The 16143-nt window shown below is 61.5% G+C and carries 16 protein-coding genes; 7 read left to right on the top strand and 9 right to left on the bottom strand.

What is annotated here, in order from left to right; all coding sequences use genetic code 11:
- From ABUA09_RS16530 to ABUA09_RS16510, 5 genes are all read right to left on the bottom strand, one after another.
- Positions 1 to 1347: DEAD/DEAH box helicase (locus tag ABUA09_RS16530; protein ID WP_349949541.1), on the bottom strand; the 1347-nt coding region annotated here is incomplete at its 3' end.
- 94 nt (positions 1348 to 1441) lie between these two features.
- Positions 1442 to 1936: a shikimate kinase gene (locus tag ABUA09_RS16525; protein ID WP_195608094.1), complete on the bottom strand. Its 495-nt coding sequence runs from the start codon at positions 1934 to 1936 to the stop codon at positions 1442 to 1444.
- A gap of 498 nt (positions 1937 to 2434) precedes the next feature.
- Positions 2435 to 3208 carry a putative ABC transporter permease gene (locus tag ABUA09_RS16520; protein WP_349949540.1) on the bottom strand — a complete coding sequence of 258 codons (774 nt, stop codon included), beginning with the start codon at positions 3206 to 3208 and terminating at the stop codon, positions 2435 to 2437.
- Positions 3209 to 3295: 87 nt separating this feature from the next.
- Positions 3296 to 3532, bottom strand: coding sequence for a helix-turn-helix domain-containing protein (locus ABUA09_RS16515; RefSeq protein WP_195608092.1), 237 nt, complete (start codon positions 3530 to 3532; stop codon positions 3296 to 3298).
- Positions 3533 to 3737: 205 nt separating this feature from the next.
- Positions 3738 to 4574, bottom strand: coding sequence for a MerR family transcriptional regulator (locus ABUA09_RS16510; RefSeq protein ID WP_195608091.1), 837 nt, complete (start codon positions 4572 to 4574; stop codon positions 3738 to 3740).
- A gap of 97 nt (positions 4575 to 4671) precedes the next feature.
- Here ABUA09_RS16510 and ABUA09_RS16505 point away from each other — a divergent pair, with 97 nt between their 5' ends.
- Complete coding sequence (locus tag ABUA09_RS16505; protein WP_334249496.1) at positions 4672 to 6009, top strand: MATE family efflux transporter; 1338 nt, start codon at positions 4672 to 4674, stop codon at positions 6007 to 6009.
- A 99-nt stretch (positions 6010 to 6108) separates the two neighbouring features.
- Here ABUA09_RS16505 and ABUA09_RS16500 read toward each other — a convergent pair whose 3' ends face one another.
- Entirely contained in the window at positions 6109 to 6693 is a 585-nt protein-coding gene (locus tag ABUA09_RS16500) for a LysE family transporter (protein WP_195614669.1), read from the bottom strand.
- A gap of 111 nt (positions 6694 to 6804) precedes the next feature.
- Between ABUA09_RS16500 and ABUA09_RS16495 the strand changes: the two genes are divergently transcribed.
- Positions 6805 to 7356 carry a helix-turn-helix domain-containing protein gene (locus ABUA09_RS16495; RefSeq protein ID WP_279204375.1) on the top strand — a complete coding sequence of 184 codons (552 nt, stop codon included), beginning with the start codon at positions 6805 to 6807 and terminating at the stop codon, positions 7354 to 7356.
- Between the two features lie 243 nt (positions 7357 to 7599).
- Here the strand turns inward: ABUA09_RS16495 and ABUA09_RS16490 are convergent, their stop codons facing one another.
- The 3 genes from ABUA09_RS16490 to ABUA09_RS16480 are packed head-to-tail and all read right to left on the bottom strand — an operon-like array spanning position 7600 to position 10575.
- Entirely contained in the window at positions 7600 to 8985 is a 1386-nt protein-coding gene (locus tag ABUA09_RS16490; protein WP_349949539.1) for an MATE family efflux transporter, read from the bottom strand.
- A gap of 24 nt (positions 8986 to 9009) precedes the next feature.
- A complete protein-coding gene (locus ABUA09_RS16485) occupies positions 9010 to 9615 on the bottom strand; it encodes an HD domain-containing protein (protein WP_033117705.1) in 606 nt (201 codons plus the stop codon).
- Positions 9616 to 9642: 27 nt separating this feature from the next.
- A complete protein-coding gene (locus ABUA09_RS16480; protein ID WP_279204377.1) occupies positions 9643 to 10575 on the bottom strand; it encodes an AEC family transporter in 933 nt (310 codons plus the stop codon).
- Positions 10576 to 10752: 177 nt separating this feature from the next.
- On the opposite strand from ABUA09_RS16480, the gene ABUA09_RS16475 reads away from it, so the two are divergent.
- The 5 genes from ABUA09_RS16475 to ABUA09_RS16455 all read left to right on the top strand — a co-directional run.
- Positions 10753 to 12507, top strand: a complete 1755-nt coding sequence (locus tag ABUA09_RS16475; RefSeq protein ID WP_075704931.1) for an ABC transporter ATP-binding protein — start codon at positions 10753 to 10755, stop codon at positions 12505 to 12507.
- Positions 12508 to 12766: 259 nt separating this feature from the next.
- On the top strand, positions 12767 to 13291 hold the full coding sequence (locus tag ABUA09_RS16470) for a manganese efflux pump MntP (protein ID WP_075705632.1): 525 nt from the start codon (positions 12767 to 12769) through the stop codon (positions 13289 to 13291).
- Between the two features lie 14 nt (positions 13292 to 13305).
- Entirely contained in the window at positions 13306 to 14190 is an 885-nt protein-coding gene (locus ABUA09_RS16465; RefSeq protein ID WP_279204380.1) for an RluA family pseudouridine synthase, read from the top strand.
- Between the two features lie 190 nt (positions 14191 to 14380).
- Complete coding sequence (locus ABUA09_RS16460; protein ID WP_075704933.1) at positions 14381 to 15421, top strand: M42 family metallopeptidase; 1041 nt, start codon at positions 14381 to 14383, stop codon at positions 15419 to 15421.
- A gap of 117 nt (positions 15422 to 15538) precedes the next feature.
- The coding region (locus ABUA09_RS16455) for a DHH family phosphoesterase (protein WP_349949538.1) at positions 15539 to 16143 on the top strand (605 nt) is incomplete at its 3' end.

The raw sequence follows: 16143 nt of genomic DNA, 5'->3' as shown, positions 1-16143 counted from the left end.
GCCCTCCCCCTTTGGCGCGGACACGGGGACCGCCTGGACCTGTTGGGGCTTTGCCGCGGGCGACTTGGCTGGCTCCGCCCCCCGACGCTGCTCCTCCTCCGCGGCGGCCTTTGCGGCCGCGTCACGGGCCCGGCGGCGCTCCTTGGCGGCGGCGCGGGCCTCCGCATCGTCAGCGTTCACGGCCCGCCCCTTGGCGTCCCTGGGGGCCTCAAAGACCTCCATGGGCCAGGGGTGTTCCTCCACCACGGGGATATTCCGGCCGATCAGCTTTTCGATCCCCCTGAGGTACTCCTTCTCGGCGAAGTCGCAGAAGGAGACGGCACAGCCCCCGTGGCCGGCCCGCCCGGTGCGGCCGATTCGGTGGACGTAGGTCTCGGGGACCTCGGAAAGATTGTAATTGAATACGTGGGAGAGCTCCTCGATGTCGATGCCCCGTGCGGCGATGTCGGTGGCCACCAGGACCTGGATCCGACCGGCCTTGAAGTCGCTGAGTGCCTGCTGCCGGGCGGTCTGGGATTTGTTCCCGTGGATAGCGGCGGCGGAGATGCCCGCCTTCATCAGGTCTCCCGCCACCTTATTGGCCCCGTGCTTGGTGCGGGTGAACACCAGAGCATTTTTGACCCGCATCTCCCGAATGAGGTGGGAGAGAAGCTTGGACTTGTTGCCCTTGTCCACAAAGCAGAGCTTCTGGTCGATGACCTCCACCGGGGAGGACACTGGGTCCACCGCCACCCGGGCAGGGTCATGCAGAAGGCCGTTCACCAGGTCCATGACCTCGGGGGGCATGGTGGCGGAGAAAAAGAGGGTCTGCTTTTTCGGCGGGAGGAGCTTGAGTACCCGGCGGACATCGTGGATAAACCCCATGTCCAGCATGCGGTCGGCCTCGTCCAGGACGAAGATCTCCACCCGGCTCAGGTCCAGCAGGCCCTGACCCTGGAGGTCCAGCAGACGGCCGGGCGTGGCCACCAGAATGTCCAGGCCCCGCTTGATCTTGTCCACCTGGGGCTGCTGGCCAACGCCGCCGAAGATGACGGCGGAGCGAAGGGGCAGATTCCTCCCATAGGCCTCAAAGCTCTCCTGGATCTGGAGGGCCAGCTCCCGGGTGGGGGTGAGGATCAGGGAGCGGATATACCGCGGGCCCACCACCACATCGGCGTTGAGACGCTGGAGGATGGGGGTGGCAAAGGCGCAGGTCTTGCCGGTGCCCGTCTGGGCGCAGCCCAGCACGTCCCGGCCCAGCAGCGCCGGGGGGATGGCCCCCGCCTGAATGGGGGTGGGCTCGGCATAGCCCTGGGCGTCCAGCGCCCGGAGAATGGGGGCGATAAGCCCCAGGTCCTTAAAATTCATTCGACGTTCGGTCCTTCTCAATCAATTTTTGGCGCGGCGAACGGGGCGCGCCTGTGCGCGCCCTATGACAGGCGGAGGTCCGCCCTCCGGGCGCTCACCGCAGCGCCCGGAGCACCAGAGCCACGGTCTCCTCCAGGGACTGCCGCCCCACGTCCACAGTGAGATCGGCATAATTCCGATAGAGCGGCGCGCGGCGGGCGAAGAGGTCGGCTAGGGTCTCGCCCGGGGCCATCGCAATGCCCCGGGTGCTGATATTGCTGAGCCTGCGCTCCAGCTCCTCAAGCGGCAGATGCAGATAGACGATCCGGCCCAGCGCCCGCAGGTGGGACATGGCCCGCTCCCGGCACACCGCGCTCCCCCCGGGCGCGATGACGGTGCCGCGGCACTCCACGGAGCAGATGGCATCGGCCTCCACATCCAGGAAGGCCTCCACACCCAGCGAGTCCACCAGAGGCTGCAGGAGGGCGCCCTCCCGCTGCTGAATGACCAGATCGGTATCTAAAAACGCATAGCCCAGGGTCTTTGCCAGGAGTACGCCGACCGTACTCTTGCCCGCCCCCGGCATGCCGATGAGTATAATGTTATCCATGGCCGTGCCTCTTAGTCTCTCTGAAATACTGCAGCATCATACCCGCGATGGACAGGGGACAATCCGGCGTTTCGGGGAGGGATCGTCCTCTGTCCATCGAGGGTATCAAATTATTATAACAAAAAAAGCGCGCTCTGGCAAATCCTTTTGCCAGAGCGCGCTTTTTTGGAAAATTCCTGCTCAAACGGGATCGTTTCAGGAGCGGCCGGCGTGGGGGTGCTGTCCGCCACGGGGGCGGGAGTGCCGGCAGCAGGCGGTTCGGGGACGTTGGCGCTCTCCCCTTCACCGGAAGTGGAGCCGCAGGCAGAGAACAAAAGGACCAATACAAGCGGAAGCAAGGACGCAAGAGCCTTTCTCATTTCACTTTTCTTTCTGATAATCACCATAATTTTGGAGCACTAGAGTGATGATTATGATGATTATAAGGAAGGAGCAGTAACAAGTCAAGGCAAACAGCTTCCGCCGATCCGTCAAAAGCCTCGTGCAGGAGCGCGCATCTCAGGGTGCGTTCCCATTGCGCTTTACAGTCCCCACCCCCGCGGCCTCCTTGGCCTCCTCAGTGCCGACAAAGGTGAGCGTGGAGTAGTTTTGATACATCCGCCGGTCGGGAAAGTGGACGTCCAGAAAGACGTCCACCGGGTTTTGGGGCGGGCGGCCCATCTGCCGGGCGTCCCAGCGGGCCAGCGCCGCGGCGGAGAGCAGGATGTTGACCGCCATGAACCCCGTAAGCGCCCAGGTGAGGGGCTTGCCGATCGGGCCGGGGATGCGACCGATCCAGCGGCACATGCGGGGATAGAGGTCCTTTACCCAGAGCACGGCGGCCACCCCCCAGAACATGGAGTAGAGAAGGCTCACCCGGCCGTTGATGTTGAGGGGGATGTGGCTGTAATCCCAGAAGCAGGCTCCGAACAGCACCTCCTGGACCCAGGAGCACAGGTATTCGTAGGCCCCTCCTAGCACCGTGCCCGCCAGAAAGATCACCAGGTCCCGCCGCCCGGTGAGGCGGTGGAAGCACACGGTAAACAGCACCGCGCCCAGGCCCCACACCAGAGAGAACTGCCCGTAGATGAGTCCGCTGCGGTTCTGGAGCTCCCCACGGGTGAGGAGCATGAACAGGGTTTCGGTGATCGCCCCCAGGAAGGAGGCGATAAAAAACACCCAAAAGAGCTTGTAATAGCTCACGCCCCGGGCAAAACAGCCGGGAATGGTCTCGGAGGAGGGCTTGGGGACCTGCCCGGCCTTCCCGCCCGGCAGAAGCTTCGCATCGGTCATACGCGGACCTCCCATGTTTCGATAGAGATCCACTATACCACAGTATTCTTAAGAACACCCCAAAGGAATTCTTAAATTTTCCTTGCATCAGTCTCGGCGCCTTTTGGCCGGAGGATAGGGGGCTCTCACATCTGTGCGCCCCATCAGATAATCCACGCTAGTGCCGTAGAGGTCGGCCAGCCGGCCCCTAATCTCCGGCGGAATAGACCGGCCCTCACTTTCATAGTAGGCATAGGTCCTCTGCGGAAGGCCGATGGATGCCCCTACAAATGCCTGAGACCAGTCGCTGTCTTCCCGCAAATCTCGAATTCTCCGGAACGTCATATCGATCACCTCGGAAAATTCTAACCAAGAACAAATTGAGCAATTGATAAAACGAACATTTTGTTCTAACATATGGGAAAAAGATAAAGAGAAGGGAAAACATAGATTCTTATAAAAAGCCCTATCTGGGCCTGTTTAACGCCGTCACCGACTGCATCGAGTCGTTGCGACAGGCCCAACAGGAGGCGGAAGAGCGGTATCTGGCTCAGGTGGAGGAGGCCCGCTCTGCGCCGGAAATGCCCACCGAGAGCAGCAATGCGTAATTCTCATATCCGCGCACGGACAGCTCGTCCAGCAGAGGGTACTCAAAGAAGGGGCCGCGCAGGGCAAGGCCCCGGGCGGCGGCGTGGTCCAGCACCCGGCGGTAGCCCTCCGCCACCGTGCCATAGCCGCCGGTGTGGAACAGCGTGAGGTACCGCCCGGCCTGCCTGACATAGAGAGCGGTGTCCCGGCCCGGCCGATGGGAGACCTGCGTATAGAAGTGGGTATACGCGGACAGGTCCCAGCTCCGCGCCCCCTCCAGCGGGAGCATACAGCCCACGGGGTGGGGACTGCGGACGCCGTGGGCCTGGCAGTAGCGCACATGCTCGGCCAGCGAGCGGGCGGAATCTGCATCGCTGGTCATGGGGTGGGAGGGCGTACACACCAGAAGGGCCTCCGGTTGCACTTCCTCCGCCACCACGCCCGGCGTCCGCGCCAGGGCCGAGCGGATGAGGGCAGCCTTCTGCCGGGCCAGGTCCCGCATCTGCCGCAGACGGCGCAGCTTCCGGTCCAGCAGGGCGCCCTCCCGCTCCAGCAGCGCCACCAGCTCTCCGGGGCTCCGCCGGTCCAGATAGGCCCTGATCTCGGAGAGGGGCATGTCCAGCTCCCGCAGGGTCTCGATGACATGGAAGACCTCCAACTGCTGGGGCGCGTAATAGCGGTAGCCGTTCTCCCCCACCCTGGCCGGTGAGAGGATGCCCAGCGCGTCGTAGTGAAACAGGGTGTGCTTGGTGACGCCGCAGAGCGCTGCGAATTCCCCTGTGGTAAAGGCCCCGTTCACGGTGCCGCCCCCCTTACAGAAAATGTAGAAAATTTTGCTTGACTATCGGGTTACCCGATGGTTTAGTATACCCCTTGCCATCTTTTTATGCAAGCGGGTGAATGCTTTGAACAGCGCGCTGGACCGGGAGTATGGCTTCTGGTCCCTTTTTCGGTTTGCTCTGCCGACCATCATCATGATGATTTTCATGTCGCTCTACACCATCGTGGACGGCATCTTCGTCTGCCGGTTCGTGGGCTCCTCCGCCCTGTCGGCGGTAAATATCGTCTACCCCCTTGTCAGCGTGGTCATCGGTCTGGGGGTCATGCTGGCCACCGGCGGCAGCGCCGTGGTGGCCCGGAAGCTGGGCGAGGGGGATGAGGAGACGGCCTGCCGTGATCTCACCCTCCTGGTCCTCACCGGGGCGGCGCTGGGGACGCTCTTCTCCCTGCTGGGACTGGCGTTCTCCGCCCCCATGTCCCGGCTGCTGGGCGCCAGCGACGCCCTGTTGAGCTACTGCACCGACTACCTGCGCATCCTGCTCCTCTTCGCCCCGGCCAGCATCCTCCAGCTCCTGTTCCAGAGCTTTTTCGTCACGGCGGGACGGCCCGGCCTGGGCCTGGGGCTGACGGTGTGCTCGGGCCTTACCAACGCGGTGTTGGACTATGCGTTCATCGTCCCTCTGGATATGGGCATCACCGGGGCCGCCCTGGCTACTGCGGCGGGCTACTGCGTCACCGCCCTGGCGGGGGTAGGCTTTTTCGCCCTGCGCGGGAAGGGGCTCCGGTTCCGGCGGCCGCGCTGGGAGAGCAGGATGCTTCTGTACGCCTGCGGGAACGGCTCCTCCGAGATGGTGACCAACCTCTCCAACGCCGTGATTACCTTCCTCTTCAACCAGCTCATGCTCTCCCTCCTGGGGGAGGACGGCGTGGCCGCCATCACCATCGTCCTTTACGCCCAGTTCCTGCTCACCGCCCTCTATATGGGTTTCTCCATGGGGGTGGCGCCGGTGATCAGTTTCAATTACGGGGCGGCCAACCACGCCCGGCTCCAGCGGGTCTTCCGCTGCTGCCTGGGGTTCATCGCCCTCTCTTCCGCCTTGGTGTTCGGCGCCTCCCTGGGCCTGGCGGAGCTGGTGGTGGCGGTGTTCTCCCCGGCGGGGACCGCCGTGCACACCATCGCCCTGGACGGCTTTTACAAGTTTGCACCCGCCTTCCTCTTCGCCGGGCTCAATCTGTTCGCCTCCGCCCTCTTCACCGCTCTCTCCGATGGGCTGGTATCCGCCGTCATCTCCTTCGCCCGGACCTTCGGTTTTCTGCTGCTGGCCCTGCTGCTGCTGCCCGGCGTGCTGGGGGTAGACGGAGTGTGGATCGCCGTTCCCTTCGCGGAGCTGGCCTGCTGGGCCCTCTCTATCGGCTTCCTGGCGGCCAAGCGAAACAAATATCACTATGTATGAACAGAAAAAGGACACGGCGTGATTTAGTTAAGGAAAACTCCTCCTCCCATCCGTATCGGCACGGAAATGGCTGGGGGAGTTTTCTGGTCCCGCTGCAAATCATGTAAAAAACAGTGATGCCGCGCAGTAAACCAGCAGCACAGCCATAATGGTATTGACTAGCTTTGCATGTTTGGAAAACAGCCACTTGAACGCAGAGCCAAAGGCAGACCAACATAGCGTAAAGACAAAGCCGATAAACGCAAGGAGCATCGCGAATCCAAACAGAGGGTGAAACTGTCCGCTATAAAACGGGAGAATATATGCTTCCATGGACATAATGCAATAGATATATATTTTGGGGTTGATAAACTGCAAGAACAACCCTGATAAGAAACCGTCATGGGAATGGTTTTCCTTGATGCTGTCAGAACTGCGGAGTGTTTCCCACGCAAGATAAAGCATATAGACAGCGCCGATGACCAGCATTGGCATTTTGATTTTTGGAATCAGCGCAGAGAGCATAGAGCAGAATATTGTGCACAATATCATCACGATGGAAAAACCTGCCCAAATGCCAAGATTGAAGGGTAGCGCCCTATGAAAGCCTTTTCGGCTTGCGTTAGACATAGACATAATGTTATTGGGGCCGGGGGTTACCGCCGTAACAATGGCATAGGTTAGAAAGGAAAACCAACTGAACATATTTGACAACCTCCTCTGAAAGCGGTACGATATTGAAAAATAATCCGATATAATAGAATTCCTGTATATCGCACTATAAGTTTAATATATTGTCAACGGGAGAAATGATGTATGGATGTGACAAATGTGGTTGCACGGAACGTGAAAAGCATTCGGGAGCATAAAAAACTGACTCTGGATGCCGCGGCTGCGGCTACCGGAGTATCCAGAAGTATGTTGGCGCAAATTGAGAAAGGCGAAGTCAACCCAACAATCTCCGTCTTGTGGAAGATTGCAAACGGATATAAGGTGTCCTTCACCTGTCTGATTGAAGACAGGGCTGCTGCTGTATCTGTCATTCGGCAACAGAATATGGCACCACTGTCGGAAGATGACGGGCGCTATTTGAATTATCCGATCTTTCCATTTAGTGAAACAACGTTGTTTGAAACGTATAGAATTGTTATGCAGCCCGGTGGAAAGCTGTCCGCACAGCCGCATCTGAAGGGCGCAGAGGAGTTTATCACGGTCTTTGTGGGCGCGGTTGAAATTGTGGTTTCAAATGATCGGTACAGACTTGAAAAAGGCGATTCTATCCGGTTTTGCGCGAATGTTCCTCACGCCTACTTGAATCCGGGGGCAGAGGCAGCGGAATTGAGTATGCTGATTTATTATAACAAATAAGGAAATAATGCAGATGTTTCTGCTTTTCCCAAAAATAAATGCGTATGGGGGTGACGCTTCAGAAAGCGTCACCCCCATGTTTTTTGCCAAGCTGCTGCATGCATTTAACGAAACAACAATAAATACGAAGCTAGGAGCAAATCTTCAGATTTGCTCCTAGCTTAAAAAATCGTGTGATTCTTCAATTCTATAAAACGGAAGCGTGAGCCGTGTCCTTTTCCATGGGCGCAGACGGAAGGGCGGTCAGGCCGCCTCCCGGTCCGCCGAGGCGTCCCGCTCCCGCAGGATACGGGGGAACTTCCACAGGAACACCAGGCCCGTGCAGGTGGCGGCGCAGACGTCCGCCACAGGCTCGGCCAGATAGACGGCAAAGACTTGGTTGGAGAGGAAGTGGGGCAGGATATAGATCAGAGGGATGAGAAGGACGATCTTCCGCAGCAGGGCCAGGAAAAGGGAGACCTTGGCCTGCCCCAGGGCCACGAAGGTCTGCTGGCAGGAGAACTGCATCCCCAGCATGAACATGCCCCCGAAATAGACGTGCAGGGCCCACTCGGCGGCCCGGACCAGCTCCTCCTTGTCGTTGAAGATGGCGATAAAGACGCGGGGGAAGAGCTGTACGGACAGGAAGAAGACGGTGCTCAGCGCGATACAGGAGAGGAAGAGCAGCTTGAAGGTCCGGCGGACCCGGTCCGTCTTGCCTGCGCCGAAGTTGAAACCCAGGATCGGCTGGGCGCCCTGGGTGAGGCCCTGGAGGGGCATCACCAGCACCTGCATGATGGAGGAGGCGATGGTCATGGCCCCCACGTAGGTGTCGCCGCCGTAGAGCTTGAGAGAGGAGTTAAGGGCGATGTTCACCAGGCTTTCGGTGGACTGCATGATGAAGGGGGACACGCCGATGGCCATGACGGGAAGGAGCACCTTGGGGTCCAAGCGCAGGTGCCTGGCCTGGATGGTGAGTCTGGACCGCTTCCCAGTGAGAAACCTGAGGACCCACAGGGCGGACACGGCCTGGGAGAGGATGGTGGCCAGGGCCGCGCCCTGCACGCCCATATCAAAGCCGAAGATCAAGACGGGGTCCAGCACGATGTTGCACACAGCGCCGATGATGACCGTCAGCATGGAGACGGTGGAAAAGCCCTGGGTGGTGATGAAGGTGTTGAGCCCCAGAGAGAACTGCACCGCGATGGTGCCCCAGAGATAGATCCCAAGATAGTCCGAGGCATAGCCCAAGGTGTTCTCGCTGGCGCCGAAGAGGAGCAGCATAGGGTCCTTGAAGACCTGGAAGAGCACGGTGACCACGAGGGAGATGACCACCAGCAGAGCGGTGCAGCCGCCCAGAATGGCGTTGGCCCCCTCCTGGTCCCCCGCCCCCATGCGGATGGCGGCCTTGGAGCCGCCGCCCATGCCCGCCAGGGCGGAGAGGGCGGAGATGAACATGATGACGGGAAAGGCCACGCCCAGGCCCGTGAGGGCCAGATCGCCGGTCCCCTCGATATGGCCGATGTACATCCGGTCTACGATGTTGTAGAGGGCGTTCACCAGTTGAGCGGTGATGGCCGGGATGGCCAGCCGTATCAGCAGCGACCCTATGGGGTCGTTTCCAAGATCATTCTGGCGCTTGGATTTCAAAGTATCGTCTCCTTCTTTCTGGTTTCAGTGCTTGCCGGCGGAGGGCTCCCCGTCCTCGCGCTCCAGAAAATAGGTGGCCTCCATGTCGGCCACCGAGAGGGCGAAGGCCAGGGGGTACTGCTGCAGGGCCTGGCCCACCAGGCGGCTGTCCTCCCCACCGGAAAAGCCCATGTGCCACCGGATGGCCATGGCCTCCGGGCGGGTGAGCTTCATAAAGCCGGAGATGATGTACACGGACTTCTCTCCGTGGCCATAGGGGAGTTTGTCCTCATAATAAAAGGTGGGCACCGCCGTCCACTTCCCGTCGGAGCCCTTCACATTGCGGGAGCCCGCCTTGTAGCAGCCGATCTTGCACAGGTCATGGAGCAGGGCGGAGACGGCCACCGATTCGTCGGGGGCCTCCACCCCGTAGAGCTCCTGGACCCGCTCCCGGGCCAGATATTCTCGGAGACAGTGGTAGACGTTGACGCTGTGCTCACACAGCCCTCCCACATAGGCCCCGTGATAGCGGGCCGAGGCCGGAGAGGTGAAGAAATCCGACTTATTCTCCAGATAGTCCAGCAGGGCGTCGGCGCCCTCCCGGTGGACGTTGGCACGGTAGATCTCGATGAATTCCTCTTTTGCGGACATGGGAGGGACCTCCTTGGATCATATGGTTCATAGCGGCAGGATTCCGGACAGGCTCTGGGCGGTCACCGCCATCAGGGGCAGGGTCAGCACCGAGAGCAGGGTGGTGAGGGTGACCATCTGGGCGGCCACGGCGGTGTCCTGCTCGAAGCGCTGGGCCAGCATCCCGGTGGCTCCGGCCACGGGGACGGCGCACAGGATGATGTTGGCGCAGTAGAGCATGGGGTCCAGACGGAGGGGGAGCAGACACAGCATGGGGACCAGAGGGGCGGCCAGCAGCCGGAAGGCGGCCACGCCGTAAAGCCTGGGGCTGGTAAAGCTGCGCTTCAGGTCGGCGCCCGCCATCTGGGCCCCGATGACGATCATGGCCAGGGGCGTGTTGAGGTCGGCCAGAAAGCCCACCGCGCTGTCCACCATGGAGGGGAGACGCCCGCCGGTCAGAAACAGAGGCAGCCCTACCGCGAGCCCCACGGTGGCGGGGCTGACAAGGGCCTGCCGGAGCGTGACCCGGCCGCCCATGGTCCTGACGCCGTGGGTCCACAGCAGCAGATTGAACACCACCACGGACACCACGCCGTAGATGACCGCCTGTTCCCCCAAGATGGACAGAAGGAGGGGAAGGCCCATAAAGCCGTTGTTCCCATAGACCATGGCGAAGCGCATGGGCCCCCGACGGCATGGGTCCTCCCCGCGAAAGCAGAACAAGGCCACGGCCGCGCAGAACAGGGTGGACAGGGCATAGACCGCCGCGAATTCCAGCAGGAGCCGGACCATGCCGTCGGTGCGCTCGATGGCGAAGGCGTGGATGATGACGCAGGGGGTGACCACGTAGAGGACCAGGGTGGACATCTGGGAGACCCCGTCGGGATACAGCTTCCCCAACTGGGCCAGGACAAAGCCCACCCCCATGAGGAGAAACAGCGTGACCACCTGTCCGGCCACCAGAGCAAAATTTGACAGCATAGCTTCCACACACTCTCTGCAAAAAATGGAGAATGGGAGTACTGGTTGCACTCTCAGCCAAAGAGACATTATATCCCGTCCCGCCCCATTCTGTAAAGGGCGGATCGATTGACAAGATGACCAAAAGGGGGCTATACTTAACATCTATTGATCCCAATACTGGAAAGGAGGGGCTCTATGACCCCGGAACAAATGAGGCGCAGCGGCCATCTGCGCATCTTCGTGTCTTATTACAGACCCCATCTGGCCATCTTCCTGCTGGACATGGTCTGTGCGCTGGGCATCTGCCTGGTGGACCTGCTGTTCCCCATGGTTTCCCGTCACGCACTCAACGAGCTGCTGCCCCGGAGCCTGTACGGCGCCTTCTTCGCCCTCATGACCGTGCTGCTGCTGGCCTATGTGCTCAAGGGTGTGTTCACCTTCATCGTCACCTATTGGGGACACCTGCTGGGTGTGCGCATCGAGGCGGATATCCGCTCCGACCTCTTTTCCCATATGCAGGACCTGTCCTTTTCCTTTTATGACAAGAACCGCACCGGCCAGCTTATGAGCCGGGTCACCGGCGACCTGTTCGAGATCACGGAGCTGGCCCATCACGGCCCGGAGGACCTGTTCATCTCCGTCGTCACCCTGACGGGGGCCTTCTGCGTCATGCTTACCATTCGTTGGGAGCTGGCTCTCATCGTCTTTGCCGTGGTGCCGCTCTTCATCCTCTTCACGGTGCGGCAGCGCAAACGGATGATGGAGGCATCCTCCGAGGTAAAACGGAAGCTGGCGGGCATCAACGGGGACCTTGAGTCCTCCATCTCGGGTATGCGCACCGCCAAGGCCTTTGCCAACGAAGACGCCGAGATCGACAAGTTCGAGCGGTCCAACGACCAGTTCCGGGGGGCCAAGCGGGGCTACTACCGGGCCATGGCGGTCTACCACTCCGGGATGGAGCTGGCCATGGGCCTGATGCCGGTCCTGGTCATCGCGGCCGGCGGCTTCTTCATCATGCGGGGCGGGATGGACTACATCGACCTGGTCACCTTCACCCTCTATGTCACCACCTTCGTCACCCCCATCCGCAAGCTCTCCGCCTTCGTGGAGCAGTTCATGCAGGGCATGGCGGGCTTCAAACGGTTCGTGGAGCTCATGCGGGTGGAGCCGGAGGTCACCGACGCCCCCGACGCCAGGGATATCGGAGCGGTGAAGGGGGACATCCAGGTGGATGACGTCAGCTTCCGTTACAGCCCGGACGCCGAGCCGGTGCTCTCCCATGTGTCCCTTCACGTGCGCCCCGGGGAGACCGTGGCCGTGGTGGGCCCCTCCGGGGGCGGCAAATCCACCCTCTGCCAGCTCATTCCCAGGTTTTATGATGTCACCGAGGGGGCCATCCGCATCGACGGCCAAGATGTGCGCACCCTCACCCAGCACTCCCTTCGGGAGCACATCGGCATCGTCCAGCAGGACGTGTTCCTCTTTGCAGGCACCATCTATGACAATATCCGCTACGGACGGCCCGACGCCACCGAGGCGGAGATCGTTGCGGCCGCCAAGAAGGCCGAGATCTACGACGATATCCTGGAAATGCCCGACGGGTTCCAGACCTATGTGGGCGAACGGGGCGTCATGCTCTCCGGCGGGCAGAAGCAGCGGGTATCCATCGCCCGCATCTTTCTGAAGAATCCCTCCATCCTCGTCCTGGACGAGGCCACCTCCGCTCTGGACAGCGTGACCGAAGCCAGGATCCAGGGCGCCTTTGACGAGCTGGCCAAGGGCCGTACCACCCTCATCATCGCCCACCGCCTGTCCACCATCCGTTCGGCGGAGCGCATCTTGGTCATCGACAACAACCGCATCGCCGAGGAGGGCACCCACGAAGAGCTGATGGCCCGGGGCGGAGAGTACGCCGGCCTCTACAATGCCCAGAAGTCGGCGGCGGTGTAAACCGCCGGGAAATGCGGGGAATGGGTTGACTTATGGAAAAGTTAATGATAACATACGTTTCCATAAGGGAGTAGTCGGCGCATTCTGCGTAGCGGAGCCAACATACTGGAGCGGCAGCTCCTGGCTTTGTTTTCAATGACGAGACTTATCTGTGCAAGGAGATAAGTCTCGTCATTTTTTGCCCCAACTGGAGAGAACGTGGGAGGAGTGGATACCTGTGAGCTTTTGGGAATGGTTTCTCATTGCGGTGGGCCTGTCTATGGACGCCTTTGCCGTGTCCATCTGCAAGGGCCTGTCGGTGGGGGCGGTCCGGGCCCGCCACGCCCTGACCGCAGGACTTTGGTTCGGCGGCTTCCAGGCGCTGATGCCCTTTCTGGGCTGGCTGCTGGGCAGCCGCTTTCAGGGACTGATCACCAGTGTGGACCACTGGATTGCCTTCGTGCTGCTGTGTGCCATCGGCGGAAACATGGTCCGGGAATCCCGGACATGCGGCGCATGCGGGGAGATGGACGCCTCCTTTGCACCCAAGGTCATGCTTCCCCTGGCCGTGGCCACCAGCATCGACGCCCTGGCCGTTGGAGTCACCTTTGCATTCCTTCGGGTGGACATTCTGCCCGCGGTATGCTTCATTGGGGCGGTCACCTTTGTATTTTCCTTTGCGGGCGTCAAAATGGGAAGCGTTTTTGGGGCCCGGTATCAGTCCAAGGCCGAGCTTTTCGGAGGCGGGGTACTGATCGGGATGGGGATCAAGATTTTGCTGGAGCACCTGGGCGTGCTCGGATGAGAGGAGAACGGGACATGACGCAGATGAGAAAAGTGCTGGCCGTGACGGAGGAGACCACCCTCCTCCCCTTCCTGCTCCGGGAGGTAACGGGCAAATCCCGGAATACGGTGAAAGGACTGCTCACCCGGCGGCAGGTCATGGTGGACGGGACGGTGGTCACCCGGTTCGACGCCCCTCTGCTGCCGGGGCAGCAGGTCACGCTTCTCCCGCCGGAGGCAGCCGGGGCGGCGGAGCTCCCCTTCCCGGTGCTCTACCAGGACCGGGATCTGATCGCGGTGGACAAGCCCGCCGGGCTTTTGTCCATGGGAAACGAGAAGGAGCGCACCCGTACCGCCTACCGTATGGTCTCTGACTATGTGAAGGCCAGGGAGCCGGGCGGGCGCATCTTTATTGTCCACCGGCTGGACCGGGATACCTCCGGAGTGCTGGTCTTTGCCAAAAATGAACGGATGAAGCGGGCCCTTCAGGACCACTGGGAGGCGCTGGTGCAGCAGCGGGGCTACGTGGCCGCCGTGGAAGGAGACCTCCCGGAGCCGGAGGGCACAGTCCGCTCCTACCTGCGGGAGACGGCCACCCATCTGGTCTACTCCGGACCCAGAGGAAAAGAGGGCCGGGAGGCGGTCACCCACTACCGGGTCCTGGCCCGGGGCAAAGGCTTCTCGCTGGTGGAGGTGACCATCGATACGGGGCGCAAAAACCAGATTCGGGTCCATATGCAGGACCTAGGATGCCCTGTGGCAGGGGACCGGCAGTACGGTGCCCAGAGCGATCCTATGGGGCGCCTGGCCCTTCACGCCCATGTGCTTCGGTTTACCGACCCCAGGAGCAAAAAGACCCTGGAGCTGAAGGCGTCTCTGCCGCTTGGGTTCCAGAAGCTCTTCCCCGGCGCGGAGCAGTGACACAGGCCGTTCCCGGGCGGCGGATGGGCGGGCGGTCACGGCGCTTGCCGGGTTCCGGGGGACGAAAGGGGCCGGCAGATTTTTTTGATATGCAAAGGGGCCGCAGTGCGGCCCCTTTTTCTTGCCTTTCCAAGGGAAAACGGGTATCATAAGTAAGCTGTGGAAAAATATTTGGAAGGGAAGCGCGGATATGGATTTCAATGGCTGCAAGGATTTTTTGATGGAGACGGCGAAGACCCTGCTCGCCGCCGATTCCCCCAGCGGATTCACACAGAACGCGGTGGCGGCGGCGGAGCGGATCGCGGGCGCCCTGGGCTACGCCACGCGCCGCACCAATAAGGGCGGCCTGGTCATCGAGGTGCCCGGCCGGGAACACACCAAGCGGATCGGCCTGTGCGCCCATGTGGACACGCTGGGGCTTATGTGCCGGGCCATTACGGATAAGGGGGAGCTGATGATCACCAGGATCGGCGGCCCCATCCTGCCTACTCTGGATGGGGAGTACTGTAAGATCTACACCCGGGACGGACGGGTTTATACCGGCACCGTCCTCTCCCTCTCCCCTGCCGCCCATGTTTTCGACGATGTGCTCACCCGGCCCAGGGACGAGCAGAACATGGCCGTGCGCATTGACGAGAAGGTGCAAAACGCCGAAGAGGTGCGGGCCCTGGGCATCGAGGTGGGAGACTATATCTGCTTTGACCCCAAGACGACGGTGACGCAGAGCGGCTTCCTCAAGTCCAGGTTCATCGACGACAAGGGCTCCGCCGCCTGCCTGCTGGCCCTCCTGAAGCTGATGCGGGACGCCGGAACGGCGCCCCGGTATGACACGGAGATCCATTTCACCGTCTATGAAGAGGTGGGGCACGGCGGCGCCACCATCCCCGGTGATCTGGACGAGCTGTTGGCGGTGGATATGGGCTGTGTGGGCAGCGACCTCACCTGCACGGAGTATCAGGTCTCCATCTGCGCCAAGGACTCCTCCGGCCCTTATGACTACGACATGGTCTCCCGCCTGGTGGCGCTGGCGAAGGAGCGGGGGCTGGACTACGCGGTGGACGTCTATCCCCACTATTCCTCCGACGTGTCCGTCACATGGCGGGCGGGCAGCGACGCCAAGGCGGCCCTCATCGGCCCCGGCGTGCACGCCTCCCACGGCATGGAGCGGACGCACTGGGACGGAATGCGGAACACCATCGCGCTGGCGGCGGCGTATCTGGAGTGCGAGTAACAAACGGCGGAATGACCGCGCCGGGGACAGTGCGAAATACAGCTCCTTTTTGCTTGTAAGAAGCGCGGTGATTTGATATAATAAAGGGTGATTTTTTGAGATTTTGAGGGCTTGCCGATGAAATATAAAAAGTGGAACCAGGCCGCCCCGGACCGGAGCGCCGTCCTGGCGCTGGTGGAGGCAGGGCTGCCGGCCCTTGCCGCCACGGTGCTCTGCGCCCGTGGGGTGGATACGCCGGAGGCCGCTGCGGCCTTTCTGGCCGCGGCGGACGCCCCCCTCCACGACCCCATGCTCCTGCGGGATATGGACCGGGCCGTGGAGCGGATGGAACGGGCGCTGGCTGGAAATGAATACATAGCGGTGTACGGCGATTACGACGTGGACGGCATCACCTCCACCTGCCTGCTCACCCGGTTCCTCAGTTCCCGCGGCGCCCGGGTGATCCCCTATATCCCCGACCACCTGGAGGAGGGCTACGGCCTGAACCGGGAAGCCGTGGAGCTGCTGGCGGACAAAGGGGTCACCCTTATCGTCACGGTGGACTGCGGCATCACCGCTGTGGAGGAGGCGCGCTACGCCGCGTCTCTGGGTCTGGACGTCATCATCACCGACCATCACGAGTGCAAGGACGAACTGCCCCAGGCGGTGGCCGTGGTGGACCCCCACCGGCGGGACGGCGGCTATCCCTTCCCGTGCCTTGCGGGGGTGGGGGGGGGGGGGGG

The sequence above is a fragment of the Intestinimonas sp. RTP31139st1_F5_RTP31139_211217 genome (assembly GCF_040226735.1).
GTDB classification, from domain to species: Bacteria; Bacillota; Clostridia; order Oscillospirales; family Oscillospiraceae; genus Intestinimonas; species Intestinimonas butyriciproducens.
This window is presented reverse-complemented; position numbering and strand designations above follow the sequence as displayed.

Bases quoted from the DNA above. Each gene is read 5' to 3' on its own strand.
- ABUA09_RS16525 (WP_195608094.1), bottom strand. From the start codon at position 1,936: ATGGATAACATTATACTCATCGGCATGCCGGGGGCGGGCAAGAGTACG.
- ABUA09_RS16500 (WP_195614669.1), bottom strand. From the start codon at position 6,693: ATGTTCAGTTGGTTTTCCTTTCTAACCTATGCCATTGTTACGGCGGTA.
- ABUA09_RS16460 (WP_075704933.1), top strand. From the start codon at position 14,381: ATGGATTTCAATGGCTGCAAGGATTTTTTGATGGAGACGGCGAAGACC.
- ABUA09_RS16470 (WP_075705632.1), top strand. From the start codon at position 12,767: ATGGACGCCTTTGCCGTGTCCATCTGCAAGGGCCTGTCGGTGGGGGCG.
- ABUA09_RS16465 (WP_279204380.1), top strand. From the start codon at position 13,306: ATGACGCAGATGAGAAAAGTGCTGGCCGTGACGGAGGAGACCACCCTC.
- ABUA09_RS16520 (WP_349949540.1), bottom strand. From the start codon at position 3,208: ATGACCGATGCGAAGCTTCTGCCGGGCGGGAAGGCCGGGCAGGTCCCC.
- ABUA09_RS16475 (WP_075704931.1), top strand. From the start codon at position 10,753: ATGACCCCGGAACAAATGAGGCGCAGCGGCCATCTGCGCATCTTCGTG.
- ABUA09_RS16495 (WP_279204375.1), top strand. From the start codon at position 6,805: ATGGATGTGACAAATGTGGTTGCACGGAACGTGAAAAGCATTCGGGAG.
- ABUA09_RS16515 (WP_195608092.1), bottom strand. From the start codon at position 3,532: ATGACGTTCCGGAGAATTCGAGATTTGCGGGAAGACAGCGACTGGTCT.
- ABUA09_RS16480 (WP_279204377.1), bottom strand. From the start codon at position 10,575: ATGCTGTCAAATTTTGCTCTGGTGGCCGGACAGGTGGTCACGCTGTTT.
- ABUA09_RS16485 (WP_033117705.1), bottom strand. From the start codon at position 9,615: ATGTCCGCAAAAGAGGAATTCATCGAGATCTACCGTGCCAACGTCCAC.